Raw genomic sequence first — 16,039 nt, 5'->3', positions numbered from 1 at the left:
CCGCCGGGTGGCGGCATTAGGTCCCTGAGTACAAAAAAAGACGGCGTTTACGTAATGGCAGTTTGGATGTGTGCAATTTATAGTAATTCTCATCTACTTTTAAAGCAGACTTGCATCAACGGAGGTTTTTTTTCTTCGAGGGCTGATGTAACTGCTTGTGTAACCGCCTAAATCCCCGCGCCTTTCTCTCGTTTACTTGTCAGCTCCCCGCAACTGCGGTCCGAACTTTCCTGGCTGGAAACCCAAGCATGAAACGCCCTCGACCTGCCCGACGCGCCTTGCTCGCTATCGCGTGCCTGATCCCCATCATCGCCGTCGCGGCCTGGCAGGTGCTGCCGCCCGGGCGTGACGCCCTCACCACCGTCGCCGTCACCCGCGGCAATATCGAAAACAGCGTGACCGCCCTGGGCACCCTGCAACCCCGCCGCTACGTGGACGTGGGCGCCCAGGCATCGGGGCAGATCCGCAAGATCCACGTCGAGGCCGGCGACCACGTCCAGGAAGGCCAATTGCTGGTGGAGATCGACCCGTCCACGCAAAAAGCCAAGCTCGACGCCAGCCGCTACGCCATCGAAAACCTCAAGGCCCAGCTGCAGGAACAAAAGGCCCAGCATGAACTGGCACGCCAGAAGTACCAGCGCCAGCAACGCCTGGCTGCCGGCAACGCCACCCGTGAAGAAGATGTGCAAACCGCCAAGGCTGAATTGAGCACCACCCAGGCCCGAGTCGACATGTTCCAGGCGCAGATCCTGCAAGCCCAGGCCAGCCTGCGCAGCGATGAGGCCGAGTTGGGCTACACGCGCATCTACGCGCCGATGACCGGCACGGTGGTGGCGGTGGACGCGCGGGTCGGCCAGACCCTCAACGCCCAGCAGCAGACGCCGCTGATCCTGCGCATCGCCAAATTGTCGCCGATGACCGTGTGGGCGGAAGTCTCGGAAGCCGATATCGGCCACGTCAAACCTGGCATGACCGCGTATTTCACCACCCTCAGCGGCGGCAACCGGCGCTGGAGCAGCACGGTGCGGCAAATCCTGCCGATCCCGCCCAAGCCATTGAATGAAACCCAGGGCAGCGGCAGCCCCAACAGCTCGAGTAAAAGCGGCAGCGGCCGCGTGGTGCTGTACACCGTGCTGCTGGACGTGGACAACAGCGACAACGCGTTGATGGCCGAAATGACCACCCAGGTGTTTTTCGTCGCCGGCCAAGTCAAGGATGCCCTCACCGCACCGGTCGCCGCACTGCAAGGCACGTCCAGTGCCGACAGGCAGATCGCCCGGGTCGTGACCGGCAACGGTCGTATCGAGGAGCGCCACGTGCGGCTGGGCATCAGCGACCGCCTGCGCGTACAGGTGCTCGACGGCCTGAACGAAGGCGACCGCCTGCTGATCGGTCCGGCCGACGGCAATGGGGGTTGAGGTGACCACGCCCCTGATCGAACTCAAGAACATCCGCAAATCCTACGGCGGCGGCGACAGCCCGCAGGTCGACGTGTTGCGCGGCATCGACCTGTCGATCCATGCCGGGGAATTCGTCGCCATCGTCGGCGCCTCCGGCTCCGGCAAGTCCACGTTGATGAATATCCTCGGCTGCCTCGACCGTCCCAGCGTCGGCGACTACCTGTTCGCCGGCGAGAACGTCGCGCACCTGGACAGCGACGAACTCGCCTGGCTGCGCCGCGAAGCCTTTGGTTTTGTGTTCCAGGGCTACCACTTGATTCCCTCGGGTTCAGCCCAGGAAAACGTCGAGATGCCAGCGATCTACGCCGGTATCAGCGCCGCCGAGCGCCATGCCCGCGCCAGCGCCCTGCTCACCCGCCTGGGCCTGGCCGAGCGCACCGGCAACCGCCCGCACCAGCTCTCCGGGGGCCAGCAACAACGGGTGTCCATCGCCCGTGCGTTGATGAACGGCGGGCACATCATCCTCGCCGACGAACCTACCGGCGCCCTCGACAGCCACAGCGGCGCCGAGGTCATGACCCTGCTCGACGAATTGGCCAGCCAGGGCCACGTGGTGATCCTGATCACCCATGACCGCGAAGTCGCGGCGCGGGCCAACCGCATCATCGAGATTCGCGATGGTTTGATCATCAGTGACTCGGCCCAGGACAGCGACGCAGCCCCAGGCGCCTCAAGGGGCGCCCTGCAAGCCGTGGACCTGCGCCAACGCCTGGCCGACGGTGCCGAGCACAATGGCGCGTGGAAAGCCGAACTGGTGGACGCGGTACAGGCCGCCTGGCGGGTGATGTGGATCAACCGTTTCCGCACCGCACTGACCCTGCTGGGCATCATCATCGGCGTGGCGTCGGTGGTGGTGATGCTGGCAGTAGGTGAAGGCAGCAAGCGCCAGGTCATGGCGCAGATGGGCGCGTTCGGCTCCAACATTATCTACCTCAGCGGGTCGTCGCCTAACCCGCGTACGCCGCTGGGGATCGTGACCCTCAACGATGTCCACGCACTGGCGGCCTTGCCTCAGGTGCAACGCATCATGCCGGTCAACGGCAGCGAAGCCGGGGTGCGTTTCGGCAACGTCGACTACATGGCCTATGTGGGCGGCAACGACACCAACTTCCCGGCGATTTTCAATTGGCCGGTGGTCGAGGGCAATTACTTCACGGCCGCCGACGAGCGTGCCGCTGCCACCGTGGCGGTGATCGGTCATCGCGTGCGTGAAAAGCTGTTCAAGGGCGAGGTCGACCCCATCGGCCAGTACATCCTGATTGAGAACGTGCCGTTCCAGGTCATCGGCGTGCTCGCGGAAAAAGGCGCAAGCTCCGGTAACAAGGACAGTGACGACCGTATCGCCATCCCTTACACCGCCGCCAGTGTGCGCCTGTTCGGCAGCTACAACCCCGAGTACGTGGTGATCGCCGCGGCCGATGCGCGCAAGGTGCGCGAGGCCGAGTTGGCGATCGATCAGTTGATGCAAACGCTGCACAACGGCAAGCGCGATTACGAGCTGACCAACAACGCCGCCATGATCCAGGCCGAGGCGCGCACGCAGAACACCTTGTCGCTGATGCTCGGTTCGATTGCCGCGATTTCCCTACTGGTGGGCGGCATTGGCGTGATGAATATCATGCTGATGACCGTGCGCGAGCGGACCCGCGAAATTGGCATCCGCATGGCCACCGGCGCACGCCAGCGCGACATCCTGCGCCAATTTCTCACCGAAGCGGTGATGCTCTCGGTGGTCGGCGGCCTGTGCGGCATTGCCCTGGCGCTGCTGGTGGGTGGCGTGCTGGTGCTGGCCAAGGTGGCGGTGCAGTTTTCCCTGGTGGCCGTAATGGGCGCATTTGGTTGCGCGCTGGTCACCGGTGTCGTATTCGGCTTCATGCCGGCCCGTAAAGCTGCCCGGCTCGATCCGGTTAAGGCGTTGACCAGTGAATAAACGATCCCTGTGCATGCCCGGCCTGTGCGTGTTACTCAGCGCCTGCGCCGGCCACCCTCCCGCCCTCGACAGCGGCATCGCTGCGCCCGCCAGCTGGCAATATGCCGAGCGTGACGCGGCGCAGGCCACCAACCAGCACTGGTGGACACAGTTCGGCAGTGCGCAGTTGAACCGTCTGGTCGAGCAAGCCCGCCGTGACAGTTTTGACGTGGCCGCCGCCACGGCCCGCGTGCGCCAGGCCCAGGCCAGTGCAGTGATCGCCGGGGCACCGTTGTTGCCGGAGGTGAAGTTCAACCTCGCCACCAGCCATCAGAAATTGCTGCGTGGCCAGGGCGGGCCGGACCTGGACGTGTCACAAAGCGATGACGCCGTCGACAACTTCGGCGCCAACCTCACGGCCAGTTACGAAGTGGACTTCTGGGGTGGCCGCGCCGCCGCCCGTGACAGCGCCCTGCACAGCCTGCGCGCCAGCGAGTTTGACCAGGCTACCGTGGAACTGACCCTGCTCAGCAGCGTGGCCGACCGCTACGCCCAGACCCTCGCCGCCCACCAGCGCGAGCAAATCGCCGCGCTTAACCTGGCCAACGCCCGCAACGTGCTCGACCTGGTGCAGACCCGCTACGATGCCGGCTCCGCCACCGCCCTCGAACTGGCCCAGCAAAAAAGCCTGGTGGCCAGCCAGCAACGCCAGTTGCCGCTGATCCAGCAACTGGCCGAAGAATCCCGCATCACCCTGGCCGCCCTGCTCGGCCAGCCGGTGCAGGCCCTGAATCTGCGGGCCGAGCCCTTCCAGGCGCTGACCTGGCCAACCATCGGTGCCGGCATGCCCAGCCAATTGCTCAGCCGCCGGCCCGATATCGCCAAGGCCGAGGCGCAATTGGCCGCGGCGCAAGCCGACGTCACCGTGGCCCGCGCCGCCATGCTGCCCGCCGTCACCCTCGGCGCAACCCTGGGCTCAGATGCCTACAAGGCCATGGATATCCTGCGCAGCCCCTACTACACACTGACCGCCGGCCTGGTCGGCCCGATCTTCAACAACGGCCGTTTAAGCGCTGAACGCGACAAGGCCCGCGCCCGCCAGGATGAACTGCTGCACACCTATCGCGGCGCGATCATCAACGGCTTTGCCGACGTGGAAAAAGCCCTCAGCAGCATCACCCGCCTCGACCAGCAGCGCCAATGGCAAAGTGAAGAACTGCAACAGGCGCAGAGCGCGTTCCAGATCGCTGAAAGCCGCTACCAGGCAGGCGCCGAGGATTTGCTCACGGTCCTGGAAACCCAGCGCACCCTGTACGCGGCCCAGGACCAGAACGTGCAACTGCGGCTGGCGCGCCTGCAGGCCAGCATCGCGCTATACAAAGCACTGGGCGGCGGCTGGCATACGGAGATCCGATAAACAAAACTCCGAATTCGTACACATTCCGTCTTTTCACCCTACATTCCTCGACCCAAGGTCCTTGGTAAAAAAGCCGTTATCACACGGTTGCCCGGGATCTCTCGATGACTGCTGCAAAACACCTGACGTGCGCCTGCCTGTGGCTGATAGCGGGCCTGGCCCACGCTCAACCGCTGATCCCTCCCACCGCCATCGACTGGCTGCTGGACTGCCCGCTCCCCACCGTTGAACGCCTGGACCCCGAGGTGATGCAACGCACCCAATGCGGCATCGTGACCGTACCGCGCAACCACGCGTCCCCCCGGCAAGGCAACCTGCGCCTTTACCTCACCCGCGTCGGCGCACGCGATCCGCTGAACCGTGAAGGCGTGCTGTTTGCGCTGTCCGGCGATACGCCCCGCAGCAATCAGGGCGGCACCTTCGTCATTCACCTCACCAGTCTCTGGGGGACCTACGCCAACCCGGCCTATCGCACGCTGATCAACCGTTACGACGTCATCGAACTCAGCCCCCGCGACCTCAGCAATGAAAACGGCGTCGAACAGGCCGCTCAAGACCTGGAGTACGTGCGCACCCAACTCGGCGATGCCCAACTGCTCTACCTGGGCAACGCCGATGCAGCCCGCCTGGGCAACCGTTACGCGGCGCTGTTCCCCGAGCGGGTGGCGCGCATGGTGCTGGTCAATGCGCAACAGGCCGAGACGGCCGCGCCCCAGGTCGAACAACTGCGCCTTAAAGACCCCGCCAAGCAGGACGCCAGCGGGTGTATCAACCGCTGGGTCGGTGACTTCCTGGTCTACGGCAAGCAACCACCGCAGTCCACTCGCTGCCTGGATTCCGTCAACGCGCAGTAGCGAGCCGTTTGCGACCTGTTGCCCTCGAAAACGACACCCGGCGTTGACGCTGCGCCTCGATCGTTATTAAGTGCTATTTATCCGCATTAATACGATAAATCGAACCCATGCTTAGCCGCCCGCTACGACGCAAACGCCAGAAGCTGTCCGACGTGATTGTCGAGTCGGTCAAGCGCTCCATCGTCACCGACGCCTTGAAGCCCGGCGACCGCTTGCCCACCGAACGCGAGCTGATGGAAAGCTTCCAATGCTCCAAGGGCTCGGCCCGCGAAGCGCTCAAGGCGCTGGAAGTAGAAGGCCTGGTGAGCACGCGCACGGGCCCCAGCGGCGGTGCCTACCTGAACCAGGCCGGCACCGAGCCGGCCAGCCGCGCCTTGCGCAACTACCTGCACTTCCAGCATCTGGACGGCGAGCAGGTGTACCAACTGCGCAAAGTCATCGAAGTGGAACTGGCGGTGTCGGTGCTCGGGCGCCTCAGCGAAGACGACTACCAGGCCCTGCAAGACAACGTGGATTTTTGCAGCGCGCCGGAAGACAGCGAAGCCGGCCAACGCGAACAACGCCTGGCGGAACTGGAGTTTCATAACCTGCTGGCCAAGGCCTGCCCCAACCCGCTGCTGAGTTTCATGGCGCAGTTCCTCAACGACCTGTTGCGCGACCTGGTGGTGCTGAAAAAAGCATACAAGCCCAAGCGCAAGCAGTTCGATGCCGCCAACCTGGACTATCACAAGCAGTTGCTGATCGCCTTTCGGGCCGGGGATGAAAGCGCCGTGCGCAGCCTGATGCACGAACACATGTGCGATGCCGAGCACCACATGACCGCGCTGGAAGGTGAAGTCAGCCCGCATTTTCTATTGGAGTTCGATCACCGCCCCTGAAGACGCCCCAAACCTGGAGGTGGAAACCCAATCAATGTGGGAGCTGGCTTGCCTGCGATGCAGGCACCTCGGTATTCCAGTTACACCGAGTCGATGCCATCGCAGGCAAGCCAGCTCCCACAGTTGACCGGGTTCCAACCCTCAGACCGTTTCACCCAATTCAATAACAGGCCTGCCCACAGGCCCTTGCTCCATCGTATCGCCATTGCCACTCCTGCCAATAACTAAACCAGGGAGTCACCCCCATGCAGCGTCGTACGTTGTTGAAAGCCAGCCTCACCGCAGCCGCCGCCCTCAGCCTACCGCTGAGCATACGGTCGGCATTCGCCGCCGAGCCCTTTACCTTTTACGGCCTCAAGTCCATGTCCGGCGCCTTTGCCAGCTATGGCAAGTTTGCCGACATGGGTTCGCGCCTGGCGGTGGAGCAACACCCCGAACTGCTCGGCCGCCCGCTGAACTACAAGGTCATCGACACCGAAGGCAACGCCGGCAAGGCCGTGCGCAAGGTGCAGGAGGCTATCCAGCAGGACGGCGCGCGGTTCTTCCAGGGCTGCACCTTGTCTTCGTCAGCATTGGCGGTGGCCAAGGAAGTGGACAAGGTCGGTGGCGTGTTCATGACCCCGGTGGGCGCCGATGAAGTCACCGGCAAGGACTGCAACCCCGCGACCTTCCGCTGGTCGGTGCCCACCTACGGCGCGATACGCGAAACCCTGGTGCCGCTGATCAAGTTGCTGCCGGACGCCAAGCGCTGGTACACCATCACCCCGCAATACGTGTTCGGCGAAGCGCTGTTGGAAGGTGCGAAAACCGTGCTCAAGGAAAACGGCCTGGAACACATCGGCAACAGCTACCACTCGTTGCAGGAACAGGAATTCTCCGGCTACCTGACCAACGCCATCGCCGCCAAGCCCGACGTGCTGGTGCTGCTCAACTTCGGCAGCCAGTCGTCCAACACCCTGCGCCAGGCGGTCAACTTCGGCATCAAGGAGCGCATGAAGGTGCTGCTGGTGTGGTCCGCCGGCCTCGACCAGTTCCAGGAACTGGGCAGCGACATTCTCGCGGGCGTGTACCTCGGCGCGCAGTACTGGCACCAGGTCGACACCCCGCTCAACCGTGAGCTGGTCAAGCTCACCCAGGCCAAATACGGCATCAACCCGACCTACCCGCTGGCCGCCGATTACATCAGCACCAAGGTCATGCTCGACACCATCATTGCCACCGGCAGCTTCGACGGGCCGACCGTGGCCAAGGCCATGCAGGGTCTGAGTTTCGAAGGTCCCACCGGCAAGGAATCGATCCGCGCCGGCGACCACCAGGTGATCAAGGATTACTACCTGCTGATCGGCAAAGCCAGCAGCGAGATGGCCGACAAGGATGACCTGGCCAAGGTGCTCAGCGCCGGCCAGTCGTTCCCGCCAGTGGAAGCCACGGGCTGCACACTCGGCTGATCCCCTGAAATAGGTAGCGCAGGGCCGCGCGAGCGGCGTCCTGCAGAGGGTTCCTGCATGCTTAATCTTTACCTGTTCCAGATACTCAACGGCCTTGGGCTGGGGATGATCTACTTTCTGATCGCGGTCGGGCTGACGATCATTTTCGGCCTGCTCAACTTCGTCAACTTCGCCCACGGCGCGTTCTTTTTGCTCGGCGCCTACATCTGCTACACCGCCGTGAGCCTCACCGGCAACTTCTGGCTGGCGCTGCTGATTGCGCCGCTGGTGGTGGCTGCGTTGGCCTGGGTCATCGAGCGATTATTGATCCAGCGGATCTATCACTTACCGCACATGTTCCAGATCCTGGTGACCCTCGGCATCGCGCTGATCATCCAGGAAGCCAGCGTGATGATCTGGGGCCCGGTGGGCAAAAGCGTCGCCGTGCCGGAACTGCTGCGCGGCGTGCTGGTGGTGGGTGACTTCGTCTACCCCTACTACCGCCTGTTCCTGATTGTGTTTTCCGGGTTGGTTGGCCTGGGCCTGTGGTTGCTGCTGGAACGCACGCGCTTTGGCGCCCTGGTGCGGGCCGGCAGTGAAAGCACCGAGACCGTGTCCCTGCTGGGCACCAATATTTTCCGTCTGTTCTCCATGACCTTCGCCCTCGGCGTGGCCCTGGCCGGCGTCGCGGGCGTGCTGTTTGCACCGTTGCGCGGCGCCCAGCCGTTTGTCGGCCCGGAGATTCTCGGCGTGGCCTTCGTGGTGGTGGTAATCGGCGGCATGGGCTCGTTCAGCGGTGCGCTGGTCGGCGGTTTGCTGGTGGGCGTGGTGCAAAGCCTGATGACCACACTCTGGCCCCAGGGGGCGAGCCTGATGATCTACGGCGCCATGGCCGTGGTGATTCTGGTACGTCCTTACGGCCTGTTTGGGAGAGCCTGACATGAGCGAGAAAAATCCCCTGCCGTTTGCCAAGACGCAATCGCGCGCGATGTTGCTGTGGGTGCTGGCGGTGCTGATCGGCCTGCCGTTGATACTGCCCTCGGCGACCCTGGCCACCGAGATCCTGATCTTTGCCATGGCGGCCCTGGCCTGCAACCTGTTGCTAGGCTACACCGGGCTGCTGTCGTTCGGCCAAGGCATCTTCTTCGGGGCCGGCGCTTACTGCGCGGCGTTGCTGATGATCCACCTGCAACTGGGCCTGTTCACCGCGTTGCTCGGCGCCGCCATCGCGGGTGGTTTCCTGGCCTTGCTGGTCGGCGCCCTGGCGATCCGCCGCACCGGCATCTACTTCGTGATGTTGACCCTGGCGTTCAGCCAGATGGCTTACTTCGTCGCCTACACCCTCAGCGACTGGACCGGCGGCGACAACGGCCTGCTCAGCGTGCCGCGCCCGGAGATTCGCCTGGGTGACACGGTGCTGCTGTCCCTGGCCGACGCCCGCGTCTTCTACGGTTTTGTCGCGGTGTTGTTCCTGCTGATTTTCATCGGCGCCCGCCGGGTCATCGCCTCGCCGTTCGGCAGTACCTTGATGGCGATCCGCGAAAACGAAACCCGCGCTTCGGCCATCGGCTACGACACACGCCACTTCAAGATCCTGGTGTTTGTATTGTCCGGCGCCGTCACCGGCATCGCTGGGGCGTTGTACGCGATGCTGCTGCACTTTGTGCCGCTGTCGAATATCGACCTGGCGATGTCCGAGAACATCCTGATCATGACCATCGTCGGCGGCACCGGCTCGTTGTTCGGTTCGCTGCTGGGCGCCGGTTCCATCGTGTTGCTCGGCGACTTCCTCTCCGACCTGTGGCCACGCTGGCTGATGCTGCTGGGAGTGATCCTGATCCTGGTGGTGATCTTCATGCGCGGTGGTTTGTGGGGCGGCCTGGCATCGCTGTTCGAAAAGGTGCGCGGCAGCCGCAAACCCGCCGTCGTCGCCAAGGAGGAAGGGCTATGAGCATCCTGCTGGAAACCAAAGACCTGGAACTGGCCTATGGCGCGTTCCACGCGGTGAATGGCGTGAACCTCAAGGTTGAGGCCGGTACCATCCACACCATCATCGGCCCCAACGGCGCCGGCAAGACCAGCCTGTTCCACTGCCTCACCGGCGAGCGCCAGGCCACCGCCGGGGCGATTCATTTCGACGGCAAGAACCTGATGCGCAAGCCGGCCCACGGCCGTGTCGGCCTGGGCATGGCGCGCTCGTTCCAACTCACCAGCCTGTTCCAGAACCTCAGCGTGCGCGAGAACCTGCGCCTCGCCGCCCAAGGCCGTGACGGTGCCCGCGCACTGAATTTCTGGCGCCGCGTGGACAGCAAGCGCGAACACCTGGAGATGGCCGACCAAGTGCTGGAGCGCCTGCAACTCAGCGCCCGCGCCGACACCCTGGCCGGCGAGTTGTCCCACGGCCAGCAACGGGTGCTGGAGGTCGGCATGTCGATCTGCTCCAAACCGAAACTGTTGATGCTCGACGAGCCCACCTCGGGCATGGGCATCGACGACATCCCGATCATGACCCAGCTGATCAGCGACCTCGGCCGCGACCACACGGTGCTGCTGATCGAACACAACATGAGCATTGTCATGTCCATCAGCCAACGCATCACGGTGATGAGCCACGGGCAGATCCTGGTGGAAGGCACGCCGGAATTCGTGCGCGCCGATGAACGTGTGCGCACTGCATACCTTGGGGAGGCTGCCTGATGCTGATCGTCGAGAATATCCATTCCTACTACGACAAGAGCCACGTGCTGGAAGGCGTGTCGCTGACCGTCAACCCCGGCGAACTGGTCACGCTGCTCGGCCGTAATGGCGCCGGCAAGACCACCACCCTGCGCAGCATCCTCGGCATCATCTGCCCGCGCCAGGGCCAGATCCACTTCAACGGCCAGGCGCTGGTGGGCCAGAAGATCTTCGAAATCGCCCGCCAGGGCCTGGCATTGGTGCCGGAGAATCGCGGCATTTTCCGCCTGCTCACCGTCGAGGAAAACCTGCGCATCGCCGCGCGCAAAACCAGCCGCTGGCAGCTTGAAGACGTCTACACGATGTTCCCGCGCCTCAAGGAGCGGCGCAAAAACGCCGGCCACGCGCTGTCCGGCGGCGAGCAACAGATGCTCGCCATCGCCCGCGCCCTGCTCAACGACCCCAAGCTGCTGATCCTCGATGAGCCCACTGAGGGCTTGGCCCCGGTGATCGTCGACGAACTGGTGAAGATCCTGCGCAAGGTCAAGGACGACGGCCTGCCCGTGCTGCTGGTGGAACAGAACCTGATGGTCTGCGACAAGCTCGCCGACCGCCACTACGTGCTTGAACAAGGCCGCGTGGTGTACGAAGGCAGCGCCGAAGCTTTCCGCGCCGACCCGACCATCAAAAACCGCTATCTGGCCCTGAGTGCCTGACCGGAGATTGCAGATGAATAGTTTCGCGCAACCGCTCAAGAGCAACGCCCCGCTGATCAACCGCGACCGCTTGTGGCAATCGCTGATGGACCTGGCCCGACTCGGCGCCACCGCCAAGGGCGGCGTGTGTCGCCTGGCGCTGACCGACCTCGACCGCCAGGCCCGCGACCTGTTTGTGCAATGGTGCGAGGCCGCCGGCTGCAGCGTCAGTGTCGACGCCATCGGCAATATCTTTGCGCGCCGTGCCGGGCGCAACCCCGCCCTGCCCCCGGTGATGACCGGCAGCCATATCGACACCCAGCCCACCGGCGGTAAGTTCGACGGTTGCTACGGAGTGATGGCCGGTCTGGAAGTGATCCGCACCCTGAATGACCTGAACATCGAGACCGAAGCGCCGATTGAAGTGGTGGTGTGGACCAACGAAGAGGGCTCGCGTTTTCCGCCCTGCATGATGGGCTCCGGGGTGTTTGCCGGTAAGTTCGACTTGCAGGACACCCTCGACAAAGTCGATGACCAGGGCCTGTCGGTGGGCGCCGAACTGCAACGCATCGGGTATGCCGGCTCCCGCGCAGTCCTCGGCCACCCGGTGGGTGCGTATTTCGAAGCGCATATCGAACAGGGTCCCGTTCTGGAAGACCAGGCCACGACGATTGGCGTGGTGATGGGTTGCCTGGGCCAGAAGTGGTTCGACCTGACCTTCACCGGCGTCGAAGCCCACGCCGGCCCGACGCCGATGCACCTGCGCAAGGACGCCTTGGTCGGCGCCGCCGAGGTGGTCAGCGCGGTCAACCGCATCGCCCATCAACAACAACCCCACGCGTGTGGCACGGTCGGTTGCCTGAGCCTGCACCCCGGCTCACGCAATGTGATTCCCGGTCAGGTGCACATGACCCTCGACCTGCGTCACCTGCATGCGGACACGCTGCAAGCCATGGTCGATGAAGTGCGCGGCGTGATCGAAGCCACTGCCACCCGGCACGGGTTGGCGTTTGAATTGACCCCCACCGCCGACTTCCCACCCCTGGACTTCGCCCCGGCCTGCGTCAACGCCGTGCGTGAAGGCGCCGAGGCCTTGGGGTTGAGCCATATGGACATTGTCAGCGGTGCCGGGCACGACGCGATTTTCGTCGCCGAACTGGGCCCGGCCGGGATGATCTTCGTGCCGTGCGAAGGCGGCATCAGCCATAACGAAATCGAAAACGCCGCGCCGGACGACCTGGCGGCGGGCTGCGCGGTATTGCTGCGGGCCATGGTCAATGCCGCCCAGGGGGAAATCGCATGAGCGAGATCGGGCAACTGACGGCAGTGCAACTGCTGCAGCATTTTCGCAACAAGACCTTGTCGCCGGTGGACGTCACCGAAGACGCCTTGCTGCGTATCGAACGCTATAACCCGGTGGTGAACGCCTACTGCCACGTGGACCCGGAAGGCGCGCTGAAGGCCGCGCGCGCCTCGGAGCAACGCTGGCTCAACGGCCAACCCTGCGGCGCGCTGGACGGTGTGCCGGCGTCGATCAAAGACCTGACGCTGACCGTCGGCATGCCCACCCGCAAGGGCTCGCGCACCACATCCGCCGAGGGCCCATGGGACATCGACGCGCCCTTCACCGCCTTTATGCGCAAGGCCGGCGCGGTGCTGCTGGGCAAGACCACCACACCGGAATTCGGCTGGAAAGGCGTTACCGACAACCCGCTGTACGGCATCACCCGCAACCCCTGGGACACACGCACCACGGCGGGCGGATCCTCCGGCGGCGCAGGGGCAGCGGCCGCCTTGAACCTCGGCGTGTTGCACCAGGGCAGCGATGCGGGCGGTTCGATCCGGATTCCCTGTGCGTTTACCGGCACCTTCGGGATCAAGCCGACCTTCGGTTATGTGCCGCAATGGCCGGCCAGCGCCATGACCCTCCTCTCGCACCTGGGGCCGATGACCCGCACGGTGGAAGACAGCGTGTTGATGCTGCAAACCATCGCCCAGCCGGACACGCGGGATGGCTTGATCGGTGCGCCACGGACCACACCGTGGTTGTCGGGCGCAGCGGATTTGAAAGGGTTGCGCGTGGCCTACAGTCCCAACTTCGGTTACGTGGATGTCGACCCGCAGGTGGCCAAGGTGGTCGCTCAAGCGGTTCGAGGCCTGGAGCAGCTGGGCGCGCATGTCGAGCAAATCGACCCGGGCTTCAGCGACCCCCTGGAGGTGTTCAGCACCTTATGGGCAGCCGGCGCGGCCCGCCTGACCGGGCCCATGAGCGAAGCGCAAAAACAACTGCTGGACCCTGGCCTGCTGCGCATCGCCCAACGCGGCGAGCGGCTGAGCCTGAATGACTTCAACTCAGCCCTCGAAGCCCGCGCCGCACTGGTGGCACGCATGGCCGCGTTCCATGAGCACTACGATGTACTGGTGTCACCGATGATGCCGATCACTGCGTTTGAGGCCGGGCATGACGTGCCACCGGGTTCCGGCTTGCAGGAATGGACACAGTGGACGCCGTTCACCTACCCCTTCAACCTGACCCAACAGCCCGCGGCCTCGGTGCCGTGTGGATTGGCGGCGAATGGCTTGCCGGTGGGCCTGCATGTAGTGGGCGCGCGATTTGCCGATGAACAGGTGCTGAGGGTGTGCCAGGTGTATGCAAAGGCATTCCCCACCGAGCACTTGCAAGCCCCAATCACCAGAACACGGTAGAACCCAATGTGGGAGGGGGCTTGCTCCCAATAGCAGTGTGTCAGTTAATACATCTGTAACTGACCCACCGCCATCGGGAGCAAGCCCCCTCCCACATTTGGACCGCGATCGACAGACGCAACTCCGGTCGGCTTTAAGGCCGCCGCGTTTGCCTTTGCTCTACACCACTCAAGCCGGCTGTCAGGCCGCTGTGCTCTGGCTTTTGATCTTGATCTTAGGCGCCCCGTCAAACACGCTGGCCGAACGCAGGCTTGAATCCGTGGGTAACCCGGCAGGACGCCGGGTTTGCCGTCCTGGGCCAAGGATGGCCCATGACGGCGGCCCACGGATTCAAGCCGGAGTGAGGGCACACCGAGCCTAGGCGAGGTGCCGAGTGTTGGGGCAAGAGCCTTTTGGTTACTTTGGGGCTCTTTTCCAAAGTGACCCGCCGTAAGGGCGGAACCCATACCAGCCGTTACCCAAATAACGGATATGTACCCAGTCTGATCCAACATCCTGGTCGTCTGCCAGGCCGCCAACGGGAGCAAGCTCCCTCGCCACAGGTCCAGCGCCATACCCGGAATTGTGTAGATACCAAGGCCCCGATGGCGCTGAATCAGTCACCTGATGAATCGACTGACACACCGCCATCGGGGGCAAGCCCCCTCCCACAGTTTGATCTTCATATATCAGGCAGATATCAGCCTGCTTTTGATCTGCTTTTGCCCTGCTTTTGATCTGGCTTTTGATCTTGATCTTAGGCGCCCCATCAAACACGCTGGCCGAACGCAGGCTTGAATCCGTGGGTAACCCGGCAGGACGCCGGGTTAGCCGTCCTGGGCCAAGGATGGCCCATGACGGCGGCCCACGGATTCAAGCCGGAGTGAGGGCACACCGAGCCTAGGCGAGGTGCCGAGTGTTGGGGCAAGAGCGCTTTGGTTACTTTCGCGCTTTTCGAAAGTGACCCGCCGTAAGGGCGGAACCCATACCAGCCGTTACCCAAATAACGGATATGTACCCAGTCTGATCCAACATCCAGGCCAGCTGTCAGGCCGCCAACGGGAGCAAGCTCCCTCCCACAGTTTCAACCGCATTCCATTACACTGTCCCCCCATTCATCCCCGGGGGCTTCATGGACATCGAACTGGCACGCACCTTCCTCGAAATCTCCCGCTGCGGCAGCCTGGCCGCCGCAGCCGAGAAACTGCACGTTACCCAGACCGCCATCACCGCGCGGGTGAAAAACCTGGAAAGCCAGCTCGGCAGCACGCTGTTCATCCGCAACCGCGCCGGCGCACGCCTGACCGCCGACGGCGAAGCCTTCGTGGTATACGCCAACCAATTGCTGCAAACCTGGGAAGCTGCGCGCCGCGACCTGCCGCTGCCGGATGGCTATCGCAATGTGCTGCACATCGGCGGTGAGGTCAGCCTGTGCAACCCATTGATGCTCGGCTGGGCCCAGGCCCTGCGCCAGCACATCCCCGGCCACGCCCTGCGCACCGAAATCCGCGAAGGCGAATACCTGCTGCGCCAACTGGAACTCGGCGTACTCGACGCCGCGCTGGTGTTCCAGCCGCAATACTGGCCGGGCTTGCAGGTGGAGCAAGTGCTGGAAGAAAAACTGATCCTGGTGCAACTGGTGAGCAACCCGGCCCCCTACGTGTATATCGACTGGGGCCCAGGCTTTCGCCAGCAGCATGACGCCGCCCTGCCCGACAAGGCGCGTGCCGCGCTGAGTTTTAACCTCGGCCCGCTGGCGTTGCAGTACATCCTCGAAAACGGCGGCGCCGGGTATTTCCGCACGCGCGTGGTGCAAAGCTACCTGGACAGCGGCGTGATGCAACGTGTGCCCAAGGCGCCGGAGTTCAGCTTCCCCACGTTCCTGGTGTATTCACGGGCGCGGGATTCGGCGGTGTTGCAACAGGCACTGGGGTTGCTGCGCGAAGTGGTCAAGGCTGAAAGTGACTGGTCGCAGCGCTGGGACCCGCTGATTTGAATCACCCTACGCCTGCGCGCATGCTAGCCTGCGGGTGTTTCC

General features: G+C 63.7%; 13 protein-coding genes. All 13 read left to right on the top strand.

Annotation, left to right across the window (positions count from 1 at the left end):
• Nucleotides 1-248: 248 nt before the first annotated feature.
• The 13 genes from BM403_RS01630 to BM403_RS01565 all read left to right on the top strand — a co-directional run bounded on the left by BM403_RS01630 (nucleotide 249) and on the right by BM403_RS01565 (nucleotide 15,997).
• Entirely contained in the window at nucleotides 249-1,418 is a 1,170-nt protein-coding gene (locus BM403_RS01630; RefSeq protein WP_093541339.1) for an efflux RND transporter periplasmic adaptor subunit, read from the top strand.
• Nucleotides 1,408-3,390 carry a MacB family efflux pump subunit gene (locus BM403_RS01625; protein ID WP_139237932.1) on the top strand — a complete coding sequence of 661 codons (1,983 nt, stop codon included), beginning with the start codon at nucleotides 1,408-1,410 and terminating at the stop codon, nucleotides 3,388-3,390. The genes BM403_RS01630 and BM403_RS01625 overlap by 11 nt, the downstream gene beginning before the upstream one ends.
• On the top strand, nucleotides 3,383-4,786 hold the full coding sequence (locus BM403_RS01620; RefSeq protein ID WP_093541337.1) for an efflux transporter outer membrane subunit: 1,404 nt from the start codon (nucleotides 3,383-3,385) through the stop codon (nucleotides 4,784-4,786). Before BM403_RS01625 ends, BM403_RS01620 begins: the two co-directional genes overlap by 8 nt.
• Before the next feature lie 104 nt (nucleotides 4,787-4,890).
• Nucleotides 4,891-5,640 carry an alpha/beta fold hydrolase gene (locus BM403_RS01615; protein ID WP_093541335.1) on the top strand — a complete coding sequence of 250 codons (750 nt, stop codon included), beginning with the start codon at nucleotides 4,891-4,893 and terminating at the stop codon, nucleotides 5,638-5,640.
• Between the two features lie 107 nt (nucleotides 5,641-5,747).
• On the top strand, nucleotides 5,748-6,518 hold the full coding sequence (locus tag BM403_RS01610) for a FadR/GntR family transcriptional regulator (protein ID WP_046036495.1): 771 nt from the start codon (nucleotides 5,748-5,750) through the stop codon (nucleotides 6,516-6,518).
• A gap of 245 nt (nucleotides 6,519-6,763) precedes the next feature.
• Complete coding sequence (locus BM403_RS01605; protein WP_015884775.1) at nucleotides 6,764-7,966, top strand: ABC transporter substrate-binding protein; 1,203 nt, start codon at nucleotides 6,764-6,766, stop codon at nucleotides 7,964-7,966.
• A gap of 57 nt (nucleotides 7,967-8,023) precedes the next feature.
• Entirely contained in the window at nucleotides 8,024-8,884 is an 861-nt protein-coding gene (locus BM403_RS01600) for a branched-chain amino acid ABC transporter permease (RefSeq protein ID WP_015884776.1), read from the top strand.
• A gap of 1 nt (nucleotide 8,885) precedes the next feature.
• The gene (locus BM403_RS01595; protein WP_093541333.1) at nucleotides 8,886-9,896 is read left to right on the top strand and encodes a branched-chain amino acid ABC transporter permease; all 1,011 of its coding nucleotides are present in this window, start codon (nucleotides 8,886-8,888) and stop codon (nucleotides 9,894-9,896) included.
• A complete protein-coding gene (locus BM403_RS01590; RefSeq protein WP_015884778.1) occupies nucleotides 9,893-10,642 on the top strand; it encodes an ABC transporter ATP-binding protein in 750 nt (249 codons plus the stop codon). The genes BM403_RS01595 and BM403_RS01590 overlap by 4 nt, the downstream gene beginning before the upstream one ends.
• Entirely contained in the window at nucleotides 10,642-11,337 is a 696-nt protein-coding gene (locus tag BM403_RS01585; RefSeq protein WP_015884779.1) for an ABC transporter ATP-binding protein, read from the top strand. Before BM403_RS01590 ends, BM403_RS01585 begins: the two co-directional genes overlap by 1 nt.
• Nucleotides 11,338-11,350: 13 nt before the next feature.
• On the top strand, nucleotides 11,351-12,619 hold the full coding sequence (locus tag BM403_RS01580) for a Zn-dependent hydrolase (protein WP_093541331.1): 1,269 nt from the start codon (nucleotides 11,351-11,353) through the stop codon (nucleotides 12,617-12,619).
• A complete protein-coding gene (locus BM403_RS01575) occupies nucleotides 12,616-14,022 on the top strand; it encodes an amidase (protein ID WP_064055281.1) in 1,407 nt (468 codons plus the stop codon). The genes BM403_RS01580 and BM403_RS01575 overlap by 4 nt, the downstream gene beginning before the upstream one ends.
• 1,111 nt (nucleotides 14,023-15,133) lie before the next feature.
• The gene (locus BM403_RS01565; protein WP_015884782.1) at nucleotides 15,134-15,997 is read left to right on the top strand and encodes a LysR family transcriptional regulator; all 864 of its coding nucleotides are present in this window, start codon (nucleotides 15,134-15,136) and stop codon (nucleotides 15,995-15,997) included.
• The last annotated feature ends 42 nt before the right edge of the window (nucleotides 15,998-16,039 follow it).

The organism is Pseudomonas sp. OV546, from assembly GCF_900116845.1.
In the GTDB taxonomy this organism is placed as follows: Bacteria; Pseudomonadota; Gammaproteobacteria; order Pseudomonadales; family Pseudomonadaceae; genus Aquipseudomonas; species Aquipseudomonas petroselini.
The sequence above is the reverse complement of the archived record's forward strand: the minus strand, read 5'-3'. Positions and strand labels throughout refer to the sequence as shown.